13 protein-coding genes are annotated in these 16842 nt (G+C 72.1%); 8 read left to right on the top strand and 5 right to left on the bottom strand.

Annotation, left to right across the window (positions count from 1 at the left end):
• A partial coding sequence (locus COGEMETH_RS23565) for an apolipoprotein A-IV repeat region-like domain-containing protein (protein WP_238185113.1) occupies window positions 1–5701 on the bottom strand: 5701 nt, incomplete at its 3' end.
• Window positions 5702–5967: 266 nt separating this feature from the next.
• Between COGEMETH_RS23565 and COGEMETH_RS23560 the strand changes: the two genes are divergently transcribed.
• Window positions 5968–6297: an Hpt domain-containing protein gene (locus COGEMETH_RS23560; protein WP_238185112.1), complete on the top strand. Its 330-nt coding sequence runs from the start codon at window positions 5968–5970 to the stop codon at window positions 6295–6297.
• A gap of 175 nt (window positions 6298–6472) precedes the next feature.
• Window positions 6473–6793: a 2Fe-2S iron-sulfur cluster-binding protein gene (locus COGEMETH_RS23555; protein ID WP_238185111.1), complete on the top strand. Its 321-nt coding sequence runs from the start codon at window positions 6473–6475 to the stop codon at window positions 6791–6793.
• Window positions 6794–6976: 183 nt separating this feature from the next.
• On the opposite strand, the gene COGEMETH_RS23550 is transcribed toward COGEMETH_RS23555, so the two are convergent.
• Window positions 6977–8152 carry a vWA domain-containing protein gene (locus COGEMETH_RS23550; protein WP_238185110.1) on the bottom strand — a complete coding sequence of 392 codons (1176 nt, stop codon included), beginning with the start codon at window positions 8150–8152 and terminating at the stop codon, window positions 6977–6979.
• Window positions 8153–8487: 335 nt separating this feature from the next.
• Here COGEMETH_RS23550 and COGEMETH_RS23545 point away from each other — a divergent pair, with 335 nt between their 5' ends.
• Window positions 8488–8904 carry a hypothetical protein gene (locus COGEMETH_RS23545; protein WP_238185109.1) on the top strand — a complete coding sequence of 139 codons (417 nt, stop codon included), beginning with the start codon at window positions 8488–8490 and terminating at the stop codon, window positions 8902–8904.
• A 28-nt stretch (window positions 8905–8932) separates the two neighbouring features.
• Here COGEMETH_RS23545 and COGEMETH_RS23540 read toward each other — a convergent pair whose 3' ends face one another.
• Window positions 8933–10780 carry a cation:proton antiporter domain-containing protein gene (locus COGEMETH_RS23540; protein ID WP_238185108.1) on the bottom strand — a complete coding sequence of 616 codons (1848 nt, stop codon included), beginning with the start codon at window positions 10778–10780 and terminating at the stop codon, window positions 8933–8935.
• 311 nt (window positions 10781–11091) lie between these two features.
• Between COGEMETH_RS23540 and COGEMETH_RS23535 the strand changes: the two genes are divergently transcribed.
• Together COGEMETH_RS23535 and COGEMETH_RS23530 are read left to right on the top strand one after the other, a co-directional pair.
• The gene (locus tag COGEMETH_RS23535) at window positions 11092–12288 is read left to right on the top strand and encodes an ATPase (protein ID WP_238185107.1); all 1197 of its coding nucleotides are present in this window, start codon (window positions 11092–11094) and stop codon (window positions 12286–12288) included.
• On the top strand, window positions 12285–12932 hold the full coding sequence (locus COGEMETH_RS23530; RefSeq protein WP_238185106.1) for a glycoside hydrolase family 25 domain-containing protein: 648 nt from the start codon (window positions 12285–12287) through the stop codon (window positions 12930–12932). Before COGEMETH_RS23535 ends, COGEMETH_RS23530 begins: the two co-directional genes overlap by 4 nt.
• 29 nt (window positions 12933–12961) lie before the next feature.
• Here COGEMETH_RS23530 and COGEMETH_RS23525 read toward each other — a convergent pair whose 3' ends face one another.
• Window positions 12962–13873, bottom strand: a complete 912-nt coding sequence (locus COGEMETH_RS23525) for an adenylate/guanylate cyclase domain-containing protein (RefSeq protein ID WP_238185105.1) — start codon at window positions 13871–13873, stop codon at window positions 12962–12964.
• 183 nt (window positions 13874–14056) lie between these two features.
• Between COGEMETH_RS23525 and COGEMETH_RS23520 the strand changes: the two genes are divergently transcribed.
• The 3 genes from COGEMETH_RS23520 to COGEMETH_RS23510 are packed head-to-tail and all read left to right on the top strand — an operon-like array spanning window position 14057 to window position 16473.
• Window positions 14057–14914, top strand: coding sequence for an AAA family ATPase (locus tag COGEMETH_RS23520; RefSeq protein WP_238185104.1), 858 nt, complete (start codon window positions 14057–14059; stop codon window positions 14912–14914).
• Between the two features lie 52 nt (window positions 14915–14966).
• Complete coding sequence (locus tag COGEMETH_RS23515; RefSeq protein WP_238185103.1) at window positions 14967–15947, top strand: aldo/keto reductase; 981 nt, start codon at window positions 14967–14969, stop codon at window positions 15945–15947.
• A gap of 1 nt (window position 15948) precedes the next feature.
• A complete protein-coding gene (locus COGEMETH_RS23510; protein ID WP_238185102.1) occupies window positions 15949–16473 on the top strand; it encodes a SixA phosphatase family protein in 525 nt (174 codons plus the stop codon).
• A gap of 4 nt (window positions 16474–16477) precedes the next feature.
• Here the strand turns inward: COGEMETH_RS23510 and COGEMETH_RS23505 are convergent.
• On the bottom strand, window positions 16478–16842 hold a 365-nt coding region (locus COGEMETH_RS23505; RefSeq protein WP_238185101.1), incomplete at its 5' end, for an alpha/beta hydrolase.

Raw genomic sequence — 16842 nt, 5'->3', positions numbered from 1 at the left:
ACCGCCATCGAGCGGGCGCTCTCCGAGACCGGCGCGCCCGCTCGATGGCGGTGGAACGCTCGCCCAGCGCCTCGGCGAGTTGCAGCACCGGGCCGTCGATCGCCGAACGCAGGCGCTCGACATGGCCTTCGATGGTCTCGCTGACCGCCCGGCTGCGTCCATCCACGCCCTCGATCAGGCTGCCGCCCTTCTCCTCGATGGCGCGCACGATGGCCTCGGCGCTCTGGGCGAGGCGGCGGGACAGGGCCTCGCCGCGGGAATCGACCAGGGTGCCGAGCGCCGTCGCCCGCCGGTCGAAGCCGGTGGACAGGCTCTCGGCCCGTTCGTCGAGGAGCGCGGCCACGGCCGCGTTGCGTTCGTCCAGGGCCGCGGCGAGTGCCGCGGTGTGGGCGTCGGCCAGCACGGCGTGGTTCCGGGCCCGCTCGTCCAGGGCGGCGACAAGGCTCGCGGTGCGCTCGTCCACGAGGCTGGCGAAGGCGTCGTGCCGGTCGTCGAAGGCGGTGGCCAGGGCGTCGCCGCGGGAGGCGACGAGGCTGGCGAAGACCTTCATGCGGCTGTCGATGCGCTGGGTGAAGGCCTCGCTGCGGCTGTCGACGGTCTGCGCCAGGGCCGAGCCCTGCGCCTCGACCTGCCGCCCGAAGGCGGCGGTACGGGACTCCACCAGGGCATCGAGGTCGCGCAGGCGCTCGTCGAAGGTCGTGGACAGGGCCTGGAGGCGGCCCTCGACGGCATCGGTCAGGCCGGTGACGCGACCGTCGAGGAGGCCCTCGATCGCGCCGCGGGTCTCGTCGAACAGGGCGCGCAGGCTTTGCGTGCGGGCATCCACCGTCTCGGTGAGCTGGCGTCCGCGGCCCTCCACGAGATCGTTGAGGCCGGCCTGGGCCTGCTCGAACAGGTCGCCGAGGCGCTGGGTACGGCTGTCCAGGGTCTGGGCGAGCTGGCGCTCGCGGGATTCGACCAGGGCGGCGACGGCCAGCGGCGCCTCCTCCAGCACGCTGCGCAGGGTCTGGACGCGGTCGTCGATCGAACCGGCGAAGCGCGTTCCGTGCCCTTCGACCGCGCTGTCGAGGGCGGCGTGCGCCTGCTCGAACAGGGCGCGCAGCATCTGGGCGCTGGCGTCCACCGTCTGGGCGAAGCGCTCGCCGCGCCCGTCCACCAGGGTCTCGAGAGCGTGCAGGCGCTGGTCGAACAGGTCGCCCAGCGTCCGCGTGCGGGCCTCCAGAGTGCCGGTGGCGTTGCCGAGCGAGGTCTCGATCGTGGCGACGAGTTCGCGTCCGCGGCTGTCGAGGGCCTCGTGCAGGGGGCCCATCCGGCCGTCGAGGCTGCTCGACAGGGTGCTGGCATGGCCGTCCAGCAGCACGCGGATCTGGTTGGTGCGGTCGTCCAGCAGGCCGTGCACCGTGCGCACGCCCTCGTCGAGCAGGCCGCTGATGTCGGAGGTGCGGCTCGACAGGGTGCGCCCGAGGCGGCCCTCGCCGTCGTCCAGCATCCGCTCGGCGTCGGCGATGGTCTGCTGGAGCTTGGCCAGCACGCTCTCGCCGCGCCGGTCGATCAGTTCGGAGAGCGAGGCGCCGCCGCGGTCGAACAGGCGGGCGAGCTCGGTGATGCGGCCGCCGATGGCGCCGAAGACCATGCGGCCCTTCTCGTCGAGTTCGGACGACATCGCCGCGGTGCGCTCGTCGATCAGCGTGCCGAGGAGGTCCGAACGCTCGGCGAAGGCCGCGCGTACCGCCTCGGTCTGGCCGGCCAGCGCCGCGTCGGCGGAGCGGGCGCGCTCGGCGATCAGGCCCGTGAGTTCGGCGACGCGCGCGCCGAGGGTCGCGTCCAGACCGCCGGTATGCGTCTCGATGGCGCGGATCAGTTCGGCGACGTGGCTGCCCATCGCCGCGTCGAGGCCGCCGGTGCGGCCCTCGATCATGGCCACCAGCTCGCGGGTGCGGCCGGACAGGTTCTCGTCCGCCGCGCGGGTGCGGGTCTCGATGGAGCGGACGAGCTCGGCGACGTGCTCGCCCATCGCCGCGTCCAAGCCGCCGGTGCGGCCCTCGATCATGGCGACCAGCTCGCGGGTGCGGCCGGCGAGTTCCTCGTCCACGGCGCGGGTGCGCGTCTCGATCAGGCGGATCGCCTCGAAGGCCTGCGCGCCGAAGCGCTCGTCGATCAGGCGGCTGCGCTCGTCCAGGGCCGTGCCGACGGCCTCCAGGCGGCCGAGGACGTTGGCGTCGAAGCGTCCGGCGCCGTCCTCAAGGCGGCGGGCGAGGTCGGCCGTCTGCCGGTCGAAGCGCTCGCCGATCTCGCCGCCGCGGGCGGCGAGCATCTCGGCGAGGCTCTCCGAGCGCGCGGCGATCTCCTGCGCGATGCCTTGCGAACGGTGGTCGAGGGTCTGGACGAGGTCGCGGCCGCCCTCGGCCATGATCCGGGCCATCTCGCCGGTGCGGACGACCAGAGCCTCGTTGAGGGCCGTGGTGCGGGCGCCGAGATGGCCGTCGATGTGGTTGACGAGGTTGGCGAAGGTCTCGCCGATCTCGTTCGAGCGCCGGGTGGAGCGCTCCTCCAGGGCGCCGAGATGGGTCTCCATGGCCGCGCCCGCCTCGCGGGCCCGCTCGGCGATGGTCTCGGCCACGGCATTGCCCTGGACGGTGATGAGGCGGTCCATCTCCACCAGCCGCGCGCCGACGTTCTCGCCGATGGCGCTGGTATCGCGGGAGATCCGGTCGGCGAGGATGTCGCCGCGGGCGATCGTCTCCTGCAGGGCGGCGAGGCGGTTGCCGAGGGTCTCGTCGATGGCCTTGACCCGGCCGTCGGCGGTCTCTGCGAAGCTCGCCCCCGACTGGCTCAGGGAGTCGGCGATGCGCGCCCCTTGCGTCGCGACGGCGAGCACGATGTCGCGGCCGGTCCCGGCGATGCGGGCGTGGGTCTCCTCCGCGTGGGACGAGAGCAGTTCGGTGAGGCCGCGGCCGTGGGTGCCGAAGGCGGCCTCGACGTCGCCGATCCGGGCGGCGAGTTCCCCGCCGACCTGCTCGGCGGCGCGGGCGAGCGCCCCGGTGGACGCGGCCGTGCCGGCGGCGAGTTCCCGGTTCAGGTTCTCCATGGCGCCGCGCAGGGCCGCGATGGCGGCCGAGGCCCGGTCGCCCAGTTCCCCGCCGGTCTGCTCGGAGGCGGACCGGAACTGCGTCAGTAGCCCGGCGGTCCGAGCCTCGATCGTGCCGCCCACCTCCGCGGAGACCCGGCGCAGGGCCTCCATCGCCTCGGCCAGGCGCGCCGCCATCTCGGCGGTGCGCTCCGCGGCGGCGCCGTGGGCGCCGTCGGCCGCCTGCCGCAGGAGGTCGGCCGCCTCCATGGTGCGGGCGGTCAGGTGGGTGGCCGAGTCGGCCAAGCGCTGCTCGAAGACCTGGACGGCCTCGACCGTGCGGGCCTCTATCTCCCCGCCGGTCCGCTCGGAGGCCGTGCGGAACTGCGCCAGCAGGCCGGCAGACTGCGACTCGATGGTGCCGCCCACCTCGGACGAGACCTGGCGCAGGGCCTCCATCGCCTCGGCGATGCGGGCCGTCATCTCGGCGGTCCGCTCGGCGGCGGCGCCATGCGTGCCGTCCGCCGTCACCCGCAGGAGGTCCGCCGCCTCGGTGGTGCGGGCTGACAGGCGCGTGGCCGCGTCGGCCAGACGCTGCTCGAAGATCTGCACGGCCTCGACCGTGCGGGCCTCGATCTCGCCCGTGGCGCCCGCGGCCGAGCGGCGCAAGGCCTGGGCCGCCTCGGCGCTGCTGGCGCCCAGCGCCACGGTGGTCTCCTCGGCGCTGCGGCGCAGGGCCTCGACGGCCTCGGCCGTGCGGCTGCCGATCTCGCCCGACAGGCCCTCGACCGAACCGCGCAGGGAGGCGACCGCGCCGGCAGCCCCACTCTCGAAGGTCTGGCTCAGGGTGCCGAAGGCGGTCTCCAGGGCGGCCGCGGCCTCCTGCGAGCGCTGCGCCACGAGGCCGCCGGCCCGCTCGCCCGCCGCATCCAGGCGGGTGTGCAGGTCGCCGCCATGGACGGTGACGGTCTCGTGCAGGCGCGCGGCGATGGCCTCGATGCGGTCGGCCACTTCGGCCCCGCGGCCGGACACCGTCTCGCCGATCCGCTCGGCGGTGCCGACGAGGTCGTCGCGCACGCTGCCGGCACGCGCCGTGAAGGTCTCGACGATGCCGCTGGCGGCGAGCGCCAAGCCGGCCTGCGCGTCGCGGCCGCGGGCCTCGATCGCCTCGGCCACGCCCTGGCCGGCGGTCTCGATCTCGCCACGGAGCGCCGCGCCCCGGCTGGACAGGTCCTGGGTGAAGGCCGTGCCGGTCTCGGCGAAGCGCGCGGTGATCTCGCCGCCGGTGCTGGAGAAGCGCTCGGTCAGTTCCGTGCCACGGGCGAGGAAGGTGGTCTCCAGGGTGCCGGCCGAGCGCTCGAAGCTCTCGCGCACGGCGGTGCCCTGGCGGTCCAGGGCCTCGATCACGCCGGCCCCGGTCTCGGCGAGCGAGCGCGCGACGGCGCCTGCATTGGCCGCCAACCGCTCGGTCAGGGTGCCGCCGGTGCTCTCGAAGACGCGCGTGACCTCGGCCGCGCGGGTCTCGAAGGCGCGGCCCAGGGCGTCGCCGACCTCGGTCAGGCTGCCGCGCACGCCCTCGCTGGTCGCCGAGAGCCGCTCGATCAGGTCCTCGCCGCGGCCGGTCATCACGCCGACGACCCGGTCGCCCGCATCGCCCAGGGACGCCGTGATCGCGGCGCCCCGCTGGTCGAGGGCGCCGGTGACGCGCTCGCCCGCCACCGTCATCGCGCCGACGATGCGCTCGGCCGCGCCCTCCAGCTCCTGGGTCAGGCTCTGGTGCGAGCCGGTGATGGCCCCGCGCACCCGCTCGGCGTTGGTGACGATGGATTCCCGCTGGGCGACCAGTTCCTCGACCAGCGACCGGATGCGGATCTCGTTGTCGGAATACGCCCGCTCCAGGGTCGCGATCTCGCCGCGGACCAGGGTCTCCAGTTCGCCGGCGCGTGCCAGCGCCCGCTCGACGCCGTCGCCGACCGCGGCGACCTCGCGGCGGACCGTCTGCGACATGGTCAGCACGGCGTCGGTGGAGAAGCTCTCGGGCTCGGCGAGCCGTATGGCGACCTCGCCGACCGCGCGGGCGACGAGCCGCATCTCCTGCGCGCGCACCGCCAGCATCGCGGCGATCAGGAACAGGACGACGGGCCCGGCCAGCGCGGCTGCACCCACCGTCGCCTGGATGGCGGTGAGGCCGGCGAGGAACCCCTTCAGGTCCCCGCCGGACTGGTTCCAGGCGACGAAGGCGAGGCCGTTGAGCCAGACGAAGGCGGCGAGCGCCGCGAACAGATAAGGCGTGCGCGAGGGCCGGACCCGCAGGGTCTGCTGCAGGATGCCGATGTTGCGCCGGTCGTCGTTGGCCACCAGGGAGCGGTCGGGGGGCAGGAGACCGCCCTCGCGGTGCGGGCGGTCGCGGCCGGGCGGGGGCAGGTCGGAGGCCAGCGGCGCGTCGAGGTCGAGGCGCGGCGGGCTGAGGCGGCCGGTGGGATCATGCAAGGGATCGTTGTCGCCCACGTCCGGAAGGCGCGGCTCCGTGCGCGCCTCGGGCCGGTTCGGCGTCAGGGCGTCGAGGTTCAGCGCCTGCTCGATCGCGGAGAGCGCGGCCTCGGCCGGGTCCTTCAGCTTCTTTTCCGTGGCCATCCAACGCCCCGCTTACGCACGTGGTCCACCGTCGGCCGCAACCCCGGCGCGGACGCACGAATACCCGTTTACCAAGGATGTTTTAGACCCCACCGCCGGCCCCGGATACCCGAGCCGGGGCTCCGCTCCCAAAAACCTTAACGGGATGGTTACCAAGCCGGGTTCCGAAGCGCTTCGGAGCCTGGATCGCATGATGCCGCAAGGCTTAATGGCTTGCGCGCCCTGCCGGCCGAAGCTGTGGATAGCCGGGGAGCCCGAGGACCAGCATGGACGCCGCCATCGACCGCGCGCACCTCGACGCGCAGACCTTCGGGGACGCGGAGCTCGCCCGCGAACTCCTGGCCCTGTTCTCCGGCCAGTGCCGCCGCATCCTGCCGGCCCTCTCCGACCCCGGCCGCGACCCGACCGGACGGGCCGACCTCGCCCACACCCTGAAGGGGTCGGCCGCCGGTGTGGGGGCTTTCTCCGTGATGCAGGCCTGCGCGGAGATCGAGAGTGCGCTGCGCGGGGAGGGCGAGCCGCCATCTGCGGTACATCTTGCGGACTTGGGCACGGCCGTGGCCGCGGCCCTCGCGGAGATCGAGCGCCTGCGCTGACGCGGCCGGGGAACGGGTTTCACGCCGCCGCGTCCTATCAGCGTGGCGCAGGCCGATGCGGCGATCGATCTCCGCCAAGGTGGGTGCGCCGCGCTTGCAATCCGGGTCCGTCGCCTCCAAGCAAGCGCGCCCGTTGGACAATCACCAGAGCCGTCGCCGGAGCCCGGAGCCGAGTATGCCGAAGATCACCTACCTCGACCATGCGGGCACGGCCAGGACCGTCGAGGGCAGCGTCGGCGCGACCGTGATGGAGACGGCCCTGCGCAACAACGTGCCGGGGATCGATGCCGAGTGCGGCGGCGCCTGCGCCTGCGCCACCTGCCACGTCTACGTCGCCGACGACTGGAGCGAGACGGTGGGTCCGGCCGAGGACATGGAGCAGGACATGCTCGACTTCGCCTCCGACGTGCGGGCGACCTCGCGCCTCTCCTGCCAGATCCGCATCACGCCGGAACTCGACGGCCTCACCGTCACGACCCCGGCCCGCCAGGGCTGATTTCTTGCGCCTGGCGCGGAGCGAACCAGCGCGCGCGTTTCCCTCTCCCGTCCGCGGGAGAGGGTGGCCCACGAAGTGGGTCAAGAGAGGGGACCGCTGCAGTCGGACAACGCGTTCCCCTCTCCCGACCCTCGCTCACGCGAGGGCCACCTTCCCCCGCAAAGGGGGGAGGGCAACTCCGCCCTACCGCAGCAACGCCCGCGTGGCCTCGTCGAGGCCGTCGAGGGTCAGGGGGAACATCCGGCCGCCCATCAGGCGCTGCATCATCCCGATCGACTGCGTGTAGCCCCAGTGGGTCCGCGGCACCGGGTTGAGCCAAGCGGCCTTGGGGAAGTGGTCGAGCACCCGCTGCATCCAGACGGCGCCGGCCTCCTCGTTCCAGTGCTCCACCGCCCCGCCCGGCATGGCGATCTCATAGGGGCTCATCGAGGCGTCGCCCACGAACACGACGCGGTAGTCCGACGGATAGGTGCGGATCACGTCGATCAAGGGCGTGGCCGCCTCGTGTCGCCGCCGGTTCTCGGTCCAGACCGCCTCGTAGGGGCAGTTGTGGAAGTAGTAGTGGGCGAAGTGCTTGAACTCCGAGCGCGCGGCCGAGAACAGCTCCTCGGCCCGCTCGACGTGCCAGTCCATCGAGCCGCCGACGTCGAGGAACAGCAGCACCTTCACGGCATTGCGGCGCTCGGGCCGGAGCCGCACGTCGAGGTAGCCCTGGCGCGCGCTCTCGCGGATAGTGCCGTCGAGGTCGAGTTCCTCGGCCGCCCCCGTGCGGGCGAAGCGGCGCAACCGCCGCAGGGCGATCCGCATGGTGCGGGTGCCGATCTCGGCCGTGCCGTCGAGGTCCTTGAACTCCCGCTTGTCCCAGACCTTCACCGCCCGGAAGTTGCGGTTGCCGTCCTGGCCGATGCGGATACCCTCCGGGTTGTAGCCGTAGGCGCCGAAGGGCGAGGTGCCCCCGGTGCCGATCCACTTGGAGCCGCCCTGGTGGCGCTCGCGCTGCTCGGCCAGCCGCTCCTTCAGGGTCTCGAACAGCTTGTCCCAGCCGAGCCCCTTCAGCTCCGCCTTCTCGGCCTCCGTCAGGTATTTTTCCGCGAGCTTGCGCAGCCACTCTTCCGGGATGGCGACGGGCTCGGCGGCCTCGCCGACCGTCTCCAGACCCTTGAACACCGTGCCGAACACCCGGTCGAACCGGTCGAGGTTGCCCTCGTCCTTCACCAGGGCCGTGCGCGCCAGGAAGTAGAACTCCTCAACGCGCTTGCCGGCGAGGTCGCGCTCCAGGGCGCCGAGCAGCACGAGGTATTCGCGCAGGGAGACGGGAACCTTGGCCTCGCGCAGGGCGGTGAAGAACTGGAGCAGCATGGGGCGACAACGCCCCAAGGGGCCGGCGGGGTCAAGCGCCGGGCATCGACCGCGGGCAGGCGGACGATGCGAAGTCGAGGAACCGATTCGGGCGGTATCTCCCGACGATTCCGCGCGCATCACGCCCGGCGAAAGCGTAACCGCCCACGGCAGGATTCATCCATTCGGTGGGTTCGGAGGCGATGAATCTGGGTATAACGCGGCAAACCTGTTGATATCCCGGCAATGCCCCCTCGCGGAGTCACTGAAACCGTCACGGGAATCACGCAACTCGATAGCATCGAGTGCAATCGGCTTCGGCGAGCGTCGTCGAACCGGAATCGAGGAGGTCTGCGATGGCAGTCATCCTACGTAACCTGAGTGAGTTCAAGCGGTTTCTCGGGAAGCCGGGAGCGACGATTCAAGTGGTGCGCAACACCTTCATGGATCGCCAGCCGTCCACCGCCCGCGAGGCTTACCGGGACAAGGGGATGTACGCTCCGCGCTCCGTGCGGGCCTTGTCCCGCAAGGCCGCGGTCTTCGCATTGCAGGGCCATCCGGGAACGGTCTGGCTCTACTGGGACAAGGGCGCGCGGGGCTGGAGCTTCTCCGGCGACCACGTGACCGTGCCCCTCGTCACCGGCCTCGGTGCGCCGGACGAGATCGTCTACCGCTGCAGCTATGCGGACGGGTTCGAGCCGCGGGCGCGGCAGAATGCGGACAGGGCCGAGCCGCGCCGCATTCCCTGGGACGGGGAGGCCGTGACAGCCTGACCGGACGGCTCCCGGCAAGGCCGGGGCGTCAGGCGCGTCGGCCGAAGGGGGCGGTCTCGTCCTTGGCCGCGCCGTCGCGGGCGGCGGCTTCCACCTGCTTGCCGACCGTGCGCCGCGCCCGGAACACCGGCCGCGTATCCGTCTCCTTGCGCTTGAGCATGGCCCTGTACTCGTCCCGGCGCTCGTGGATCGAGGCGATGACGAGGCCCATCGGCACGCCCACGTCGACGAGCACCGCCTCCGAGAGCTGGAGCGAGGCCTCGATCGTCTCCGGCACCGCGTCGTCCACGCCGAGTTCGTAGAGGGCCGAGGCGTGGCGCGCGTCGCGGGCGCGGGCCACGATGGTCAGGTCCGGCCGCTCGGCGCGGGCGGCCTCGACCACGGCCTCGACGCCGCGCGGGTTGTCGAGGGTCACGACCAGGGCGCGGGCGGTGGCGATGTCGCAACGCCGCAGCAGCTCGGTGTTGGACGAGTCGCCGAAATAGACCGGGTTGCCCAGGCGCCGCTGCTCGGCGACGCGGGCGGCATCCATGTCGAGGGCGATGTAGGGGATCTTGTGGCGGGCCAGCATCTCGCCGACCTGCCGCCCGACCCGGCCGTAGCCGGCGATGATGACCCGGTTCTGGAGCTTGTCCGGCGGCGGCTCGGCCCGCGCCCGGCCGGACTGCGCACCGGCCGCCCGCCGCCCGATCCGGCGGCCGAGGGCGGCGAGGCCCGGAATCGCGATCATGGTCACGGTGGTGACGATGAGCGCGGCCCCGCCCACCGCCTCGGGCACGAGGCCGGTGGCCATGGCGCCGCCGATCAGCACGAAGGCGAACTCGCCGCCGGGTCCGAGCAGCATCGCCGTCTCCAGGGCGACCGGCCGGGAGATGCGCAAGGCAGGGGCGGCCATCAGCACGATCACGCCCTTGATCAGCAGCAGGCCGAGCGACAGGCCGAGGATGGCGCCGGGCGCCGCCCAGAGCTGGGCCGGATCGAGGCTCATGCCGACCGAGACGAAGAACACCCCGAGCAGGAGGCCCTTGAACGGGTCGATGGTCGCCTCGATCGCCCGCCGGTACTCGGTCTCGGCCAGCAGGAGGCCGGCCACGAAGGCGCCCAGCGTCATCGAGAGCCCGCTCGCGGCCGCAGTCAGCGCGGTGGCGACGATGACCAGCAGGCAGGCCGCCATGAACAGTTCGGTCGACTTCGTCCGGGCCACGAGGTGGAACAGGGGCCGCAGCGCCAGGCGCCCGGCCACCACGATCAGCACCAGCGCCACGGCGGCCTGTCCCAGGGCCAGCGCCAGCGCCAACCCCATGTCGGCCCCGTCGCTGCGGCCGGCGACCGCGATGGCGAACAGCACGGGGGCGACCGCCAGGTCCTGGAACAGCAGCACCGCGAAGCTCGCCCGGCCGGCCGGCGTGTTGAGGCGCTTCTGCTCGGCCAGCACCGGCAGCACCACGGCGGTGGAGGAGAGCGCCAGCGCGATGCCGACGATGACGGCGCCGGCCAGCGGCACCTTCAGCCCGAAGAGGATCGCGCCGATGACCAGCGCCGAGCAGATCACCTGGATCGAGCCGAGGCCGAAGACGAGGCGGCGCAGGGTCCGCAGCCGCTCCCAGGACAGCTCGACGCCGATCATGAACATCAGGAAGATCACGCCGAACTCGGCCAGGTGCGCGATCTCGGTGCGGTTGCCGATGGTGAAGAGCGAGAGCCAGCGGAATTCGTCCGCGAGCCGCCCGAGGCCGAAGGGCCCGAGCAGGGCGCCCGCCCCGATGAAGCCGAGCACCGGGCTGATCCGCAGGCGGTGGAACAGCGGAACCACGACCCCCGCCGTGACGAGGAACAGGATCGCCTCCTTGTACGAGCCGGCATGGACGTCTGGCATCGGCGTTCGGTTCGATCCTCGCGAAGGGGGTACCGCCTCGGCAAGGCAGGGGCGGCGCCGCGATCATGGGTGGTGGCGGGGGAGGGGGCAACCGGATTCGGTCCCGCCCGGCCGGATTGGGACCGCCGTCCCATGGGCGGGGCCGTCGGGGCACCGGCGCGACGGACAGGGTGAGACATTTCCGCCACCCCCGGCCGCCATCGTGGGGGCGGGCGGGGCGTGGCCCAAATTGGGCACAATGCGCGCGTAACGGCACAGATTGACGAAGTGTTACGCTCAAGCCTTCGTCGCGTATCAGGACTCGGAATCCCATGCGAAAGATGCCCCCCAGCCGGGAGGTCCAGCGCGAGCGCCGCGCCTGGGCCATCGAGTCCGACCGCTGGACCCAGGAGCGCCACGTCGAAAAGGGCTACCGGATCAAGTGGGGCTACGTCGCCATCGCCTATCTGGTCGAGTTCATGGTGATCGGGGCGTCGCTGGCCGGCGCATGGTTGTTTGCCGGCGTCTACAGCGACGGGGACGACAAGGCGTTCTACTTCATGCTGCTCGCGCCGCTGGTCTACGCCGCGGTGGAGCTGTGCCGGGTGCCGCTGGGCATCCTGGCGCGCACGCAGCGCTCCTACTTCGTGCGGGGGCTCGCCATCCTGGGAATCATCTTCGCGGCCGGCGTGACCACCAAGTCGGTCTCGCAGCTCGGCGAGATGATGTTCCACCCCCGCCTGATGGACGCGGCCCGCACCAAGACGGCCCTCAAGGACGCCCAGGCCGACCGGGCCAGCATCGACACCCGGATCGCCTCCGCCGACGCCCGAGTGGCCCAGTACACGACAGAACTCGACCAGATCGAGAAGCGCTCGGCCGAGAACGCCCAGCAACTGGCCGGCCTGCCGGCCCAGCGCTGCGAGAAGGTATTCGGCACCAACAGCAAGGGTGTGAAATACCAGAACCTGAAATGCGTCACCGACCCGCGCACCGCCACGCTCTCGGCCAGCGTCGCCAAGGCCGGGGCCGACCGCAGCGCCGTGACCAAGGACCTGGAGGAGGCCCGCAAGGCCCGCGCACAGCTCGACCGCGGCGCCGCCGACCGGAAGGTGGCCGACACCGAGCAGGCCTACCGCAACGCGGTCAACCGCTCGCAGCTCCACTCCTTCACGGCCATGGTCTACGGCGTCGACCCGATCGACGTGACCGAGCAGCAGGTCCACGCCTTCCTGCGCATCTTCGTGTTCGTGCCGGCGCTGTGCGCCGCCTTCGCCTCGACCATCCTGGCGCTGTGCGCGGTCTCGGTGCGCAAGACCTTCATGGACGAGGACGACCTCGGCGCCGCCGTGAACGCGGAGGCCGCGCCCTACATGCTGGATTCGATCACCGAGGCGCTGCGGCACAACCTCGACCCGATCCTGCCCAGGCCCCAGCGTGAGGCGGCCTCCGGCGCCGTGATCCCGATGAACCGGCCGGCGGCGGCCAACGCCCCGCCGATGCCCGCCAGCGCAGGAGCGAGCGCATGAGCTACGTCGCCCAGGGCTCGCCCGAGAACATCGCCCTGGCCCAGCAGGTCAACGGCCGCCTTCGGGCCGAGTCCCGCATCGTCACGGCCCGCGCCTTCCTGTTCCGCTCCATCGGGCTCGGCGCCTTCGCGGCGCTCTCCGGCGTCGGCATCGGCGCGGCGGCCTACGGCTGGGCCACCCTCAACCAGTTCGACACGGCCGCCGAGAAGATCGCGCACGCCATGCAGACGGCGCTCTCCGACGTGACCCTGAAGACCAAGGGCGAGGTGACGCTGACCGACAACGTCCTGAAGCTCGAAGGCCTGCCCAAGGGCAACGGCGTGCCGACGCCGACCAAGGCCCAGCTCGGCAGCGAGGCCGCGCCCGCCTCGAAGGCGCCGGTGAACACCACCTTCACCGTCTTCAAGCAGGTGCCCTACATGGACGGGCAGATCGTGACCGGCTGGAACTTCCGGGCCAACGAAGAGCAGCCCTACCAGCAATACTGCTACTTCTCCCGGCGCTCGGGCGAGGCCAAGGGCCAGGTCGAGATCAAGATCGACCTCGCCATGGACGGCAAGACCCTGCCGCAGCCGCAGAAGTCGGACGTGAACCTCGGCATCCTCTCCACCAACTGCGTCTGGCACGACGGAAAGTCGCTGTAGGGCCCGAGGATCAGGCGAAAAGCCGGGGCTCAGGCGGAGGCGTTCAGCACGAAGTCGATGCCGCCCTCGCGGTCCCCGTCCAGGGCGTGTCCCAGGCTGATCGTACCGGCCGCGTGCAGGACCACCTCCTCGCGGCAGATGCGGAACTCGGCCGCCCCCACCGGCCGGACGAAGGTGCCGTTCGTGCTGTGGTCCACCAGCACCCACTTGTCCCGGCGCCGCTCGATGGTCGCGTGCCGGCGCGAGGCCTGCTGGTCGCCGACCACGATGGTGTTGTCGGCCGCCCGCCCCAGGGTGACGCCCGCGTCGTCCCGGTCGAAGGTCCAGCGCCGCCCGCCCCGCAGGATCTTCAGGGCAGTTGCAGCAGCCTCGTCCGCGGGGCGTCCCGCGAAGACGACGGTCTGCATCGCCGAATCCTGCCAGATCACTTCTGCCACGCCCACGTCCTCGGCAAGCCCGCGGGCATGGGCCCCCACGATCGGGCGCGTGGCCGCCTGCTGCGGCGCGGACAATTGCGCCACGGTGGCCACCGTGGTGATGATCTGGTCCGCCTTGGCCAGGCAGGCCATCCGCGCGGCGACGTTCACGGTGGTGCCGAACACGTCGCCGCCGGCGACCACCACGGGCCCGCAATGGAAGCCGATCCGGAAGCGGATGCCGTCCCCGCCCGTGGCCGGCACGCGCGCCCCGCCCGACAGGCCGGTCTGGATCGCGACCGCCGCGTCGAAGGTCGCGGGGGCATCGGTGAACACGGCCATGATCTCGTCGCCGATGGTCTTCACGACGCGCCCGCCCCGCGCCGTGATCTGCCGGCCGACCTCGCCGAGGCAGCCCGTGACGATGGCATGCGCCCGGTCGTCGCCGAGGTCGCGGTAGAGGCGGGTGCTGCCGACCACGTCGCAGAACAGGATTCCGACCGGAACCGGCGTCTCGCCCACCATCCCGCGCCCTCCGCACCGTCCATCGCGGGCGCAGGATACGCCAGAGCCGGCCCCGATGGGACCGTCCCCGCCCCACGTCGGTCGCGGCGCGCACAGGCATCCTCCGCCATCCTCCGCGCGGCCCCGCGCTTGCGAGGAGGGCGCGGGCCGCGCTACCCCGCATCCGTCACGAGCGAGAGACCCATGCGCTTTACCGGAACCGAGACCTACGTCGCGACGCCCGACCTGACGGCGGCGGTCAACGCCGCGATCGTGCTGGAGCGCCCGCTGCTGGTGAAGGGCGAGCCCGGCACCGGCAAGACGGTGCTGGCCGAGGAGATCGCCAGGGGGCTCGGCGCGAAGCTGCTGACCTGGAACGTCAAGTCCACCACCAAGGCGCAGCAGGGCCTCTACGAGTACGACGCGGTCTCGCGCCTGCGGGATTCGCAGCTCGGCGACCCGCGGGTCTCGGACATTTCGAACTACATCCGCCGTGGCAAGCTCTGGGAGGCGTTCACCGCATCTGAGCGCCCGGTGCTCCTCATCGACGAGATCGACAAGGCCGACATCGAGTTTCCCAACGACCTGCTCACCGAACTCGATCGCATGGAATTCTTCGTCTACGAGACCGGGGAGACGGTGAAGGCCGCCGTCCGGCCGGTCGTGATCATCACGTCGAACAATGAAAAAGAACTGCCGGACGCGTTCCTGCGGCGCTGCTTCTTCCACTACATCAAGTTCCCCGACGCCGAGACCCTGCACCAGATCGTCGCGGTGCATTATCCGGGCATCAAGCACCGCCTGGTCGAGGAAGCCCTGCGGGTCTTCCTGGAGACCCGCGAGGTGCCGGGGCTGAAGAAGAAGCCCTCCACCTCCGAACTCCTCGACTGGCTCAAGCTCCTCGTCTCCGAGGACGTGGAGCCGGAGACGCTGCGCGAGACCAACGCGCGCAAGCTGATCCCGCCCCTGCACGGGGCGCTCCTCAAGAACGAGCAGGACGTGAGCCTGTTTGAAAAGCTCGCCTTCATGATGCGCCGGGAGGGCCGGGGCGGGGGCGCCTGATCCCGGCCCTGCGAGCACGGCGCGGCACGCGAAATCGAGGATGCGAACGGCGATGATCACGAAAAAACTCGGCCGGACCGGCCTCGACGTGTCGCCGATCTGCCTCGGCTGCATGACCTACGGCATCCCGGAGCGCGGGCCCCATCCCTGGACGCTCGGGGAGGCGGAGAGCCGGCCCTTCATCCGCAAGGCGCTGGACCTCGGCATCAACTTCTTCGACACGGCGAACTACTACTCGGACGGCACCTCCGAGGAGATCGTCGGCCGGGCGCTCACGGACTTCGCCCGGCGCGACGACATCGTGCTCGCCACCAAGGTCTACTATCCGCTGACCGAGGCGCCGAACGCGGGCGGCCTGTCGCGCAAGGCGATCTTCTCGGCCATCGACGCCTCGCTGCGGCGCCTCGGCACCGACTACGTCGACCTCTACCAGATTCACCGCTGGGACTACGACACCCCGATCGAGGTGACGCTGGAGGCGCTGCACGACGTGGTGAAGGCCGGCAAGGCCCGCTGCATCGGCGCCTCCTCGATGTACGCCTGGCAGTTCGCCAAGGCGCTGTTCACCGCCGACCGGCACGGCTGGACGCGGTTTGCCACCATGCAGAACCACCTCAACCTGCTCCACCGGGAGGAGGAGCGCGAGATGCTGCCGCTCTGCGCCGACCAGGGCATCGGCGTGCTGCCCTGGAGCCCGCTGGCCCGCGGCCGGCTCACCCGCGACTGGGACGCATCGAGCGGCCGACAGGAGACCGACACGGTGGGGCAGGGCCTCTACGACGCGACCATGGAGGCCGACCGGCGGGTGATCGAGGCAGTGGCCACGGTGGCCGGCACCCGCGGCATCTCCCGCGCGCAGGTGGCGCTGGCCTGGGTGGCGCAGGCACCGGGCGTGACCGCACCCATCGTCGGCGCCTCCAAGCCCCAGCACCTCGACGACGCGGTCGCGGCACTCTCAGTGAACCTGACCGCGGAGGAGATCGCCACCCTTGAGGCGGCCTACGTGCCGCACGCGATCGTCGGGTTCCGCTAGCATGGCCCGCCTGATCCTCCTGCGCCACGCCAAGTCCGACCACCCGGCCGGCATGGCCGACCGCGAGCGCCCCCTGAACCCGCGCGGTCGCGAGGCCGCCCCGCGCATGGGCGCCTACCTCGCCGCGCAGGGCTTGCTGCCCGACCACGCCCTGGTCTCGCCGGCCCGGCGCACGCAGGAGACCTGGGAAGCTTGCGCCACCGCGCTGCCCGGCGTCGAGGCGCAGACCGTGCCGACGATCTACGAGGCCTCCGCCGGGCGGCTGCTGGAGGCCTTGCGCGCGGCCCCGGCGGGGGCGGGGTGCGTGATCCTGGTCGGGCACAATCCCGGCCTCCAGGACCTCGCGCTGCGTCTGGTCGGCAGCGGCCCGCGTGACGCGCGCGCCCGGCTGTCGGCCCAGTTCCCGACCGCGGCCCTGGCCGTCATCGACTTCGACACTCCCGACTGGGCCGGAATTGGCCACGGCGGCGGCCGGCTGGAGCGCTTCGTCACGCCGAAGGACGTGGACGGGGGGCTCAACGGGTAGGGTTCTAAGCGTCGACCGCGACGGGGCGAGCCACCGTCTCGTCCTGCGCCGTCTGAGCCGGGCTGCCGGGCAGGAAGGCGTCGAAGGCGGCCCAGAAGTCGGCCCGGATCGGGTCGCGCTCGGACAGGATCTCGTGGCGGGCGTCGGGCAGGACCAGGATGTGGCCGCCCTTAAGGCGGGCGGCGTAGCGCTCGGCCGCCGGGGTGCCGCAGACCGGGTCGTCGCCGGCCGCCACGATCAGGGTCGGCACCGTGTTGCGCGAAGGCGCACGGGGGTCGCGCAGGCGCGCCATCGCCCGGAAGGCGGCGGCCGTCCAGGCGATGGTCGGATCGCCGACGGCACCTGCTCCCACGGCGGTGGCGGCGGTGG

Origin of the sequence: Methylobacterium trifolii (assembly GCF_022179685.1) — a bacterium.
Lineage (GTDB): Bacteria > Pseudomonadota > Alphaproteobacteria > Rhizobiales > Beijerinckiaceae > Methylobacterium > Methylobacterium trifolii.
Note: the sequence above shows the minus strand (reverse complement) of the source record. Positions and strands in the feature narration are given on the sequence as shown.

What these genes read in the sequence shown, in the direction of transcription:
- COGEMETH_RS23555 (WP_238185111.1), top strand. Translation starts at nt 6,473, where the DNA reads ATGCCGAAGATCACCTACCTCGACCATGCGGGCACGGCCAGGACCGTC.
- COGEMETH_RS23520 (WP_238185104.1), top strand. Translation starts at nt 14,057, where the DNA reads ATGCGCTTTACCGGAACCGAGACCTACGTCGCGACGCCCGACCTGACG.
- COGEMETH_RS23560 (WP_238185112.1), top strand. Translation starts at nt 5,968, where the DNA reads ATGGACGCCGCCATCGACCGCGCGCACCTCGACGCGCAGACCTTCGGG.
- COGEMETH_RS23530 (WP_238185106.1), top strand. Translation starts at nt 12,285, where the DNA reads ATGAGCTACGTCGCCCAGGGCTCGCCCGAGAACATCGCCCTGGCCCAG.
- COGEMETH_RS23535 (WP_238185107.1), top strand. Translation starts at nt 11,092, where the DNA reads ATGCGAAAGATGCCCCCCAGCCGGGAGGTCCAGCGCGAGCGCCGCGCC.
- COGEMETH_RS23510 (WP_238185102.1), top strand. Translation starts at nt 15,949, where the DNA reads ATGGCCCGCCTGATCCTCCTGCGCCACGCCAAGTCCGACCACCCGGCC.
- COGEMETH_RS23515 (WP_238185103.1), top strand. Translation starts at nt 14,967, where the DNA reads ATGATCACGAAAAAACTCGGCCGGACCGGCCTCGACGTGTCGCCGATC.
- COGEMETH_RS23550 (WP_238185110.1), bottom strand. Translation starts at nt 8,152, where the DNA reads ATGCTGCTCCAGTTCTTCACCGCCCTGCGCGAGGCCAAGGTTCCCGTC.
- COGEMETH_RS23525 (WP_238185105.1), bottom strand. Translation starts at nt 13,873, where the DNA reads ATGGTGGGCGAGACGCCGGTTCCGGTCGGAATCCTGTTCTGCGACGTG.
- COGEMETH_RS23545 (WP_238185109.1), top strand. Translation starts at nt 8,488, where the DNA reads ATGGCAGTCATCCTACGTAACCTGAGTGAGTTCAAGCGGTTTCTCGGG.
- COGEMETH_RS23540 (WP_238185108.1), bottom strand. Translation starts at nt 10,780, where the DNA reads ATGCCAGACGTCCATGCCGGCTCGTACAAGGAGGCGATCCTGTTCCTC.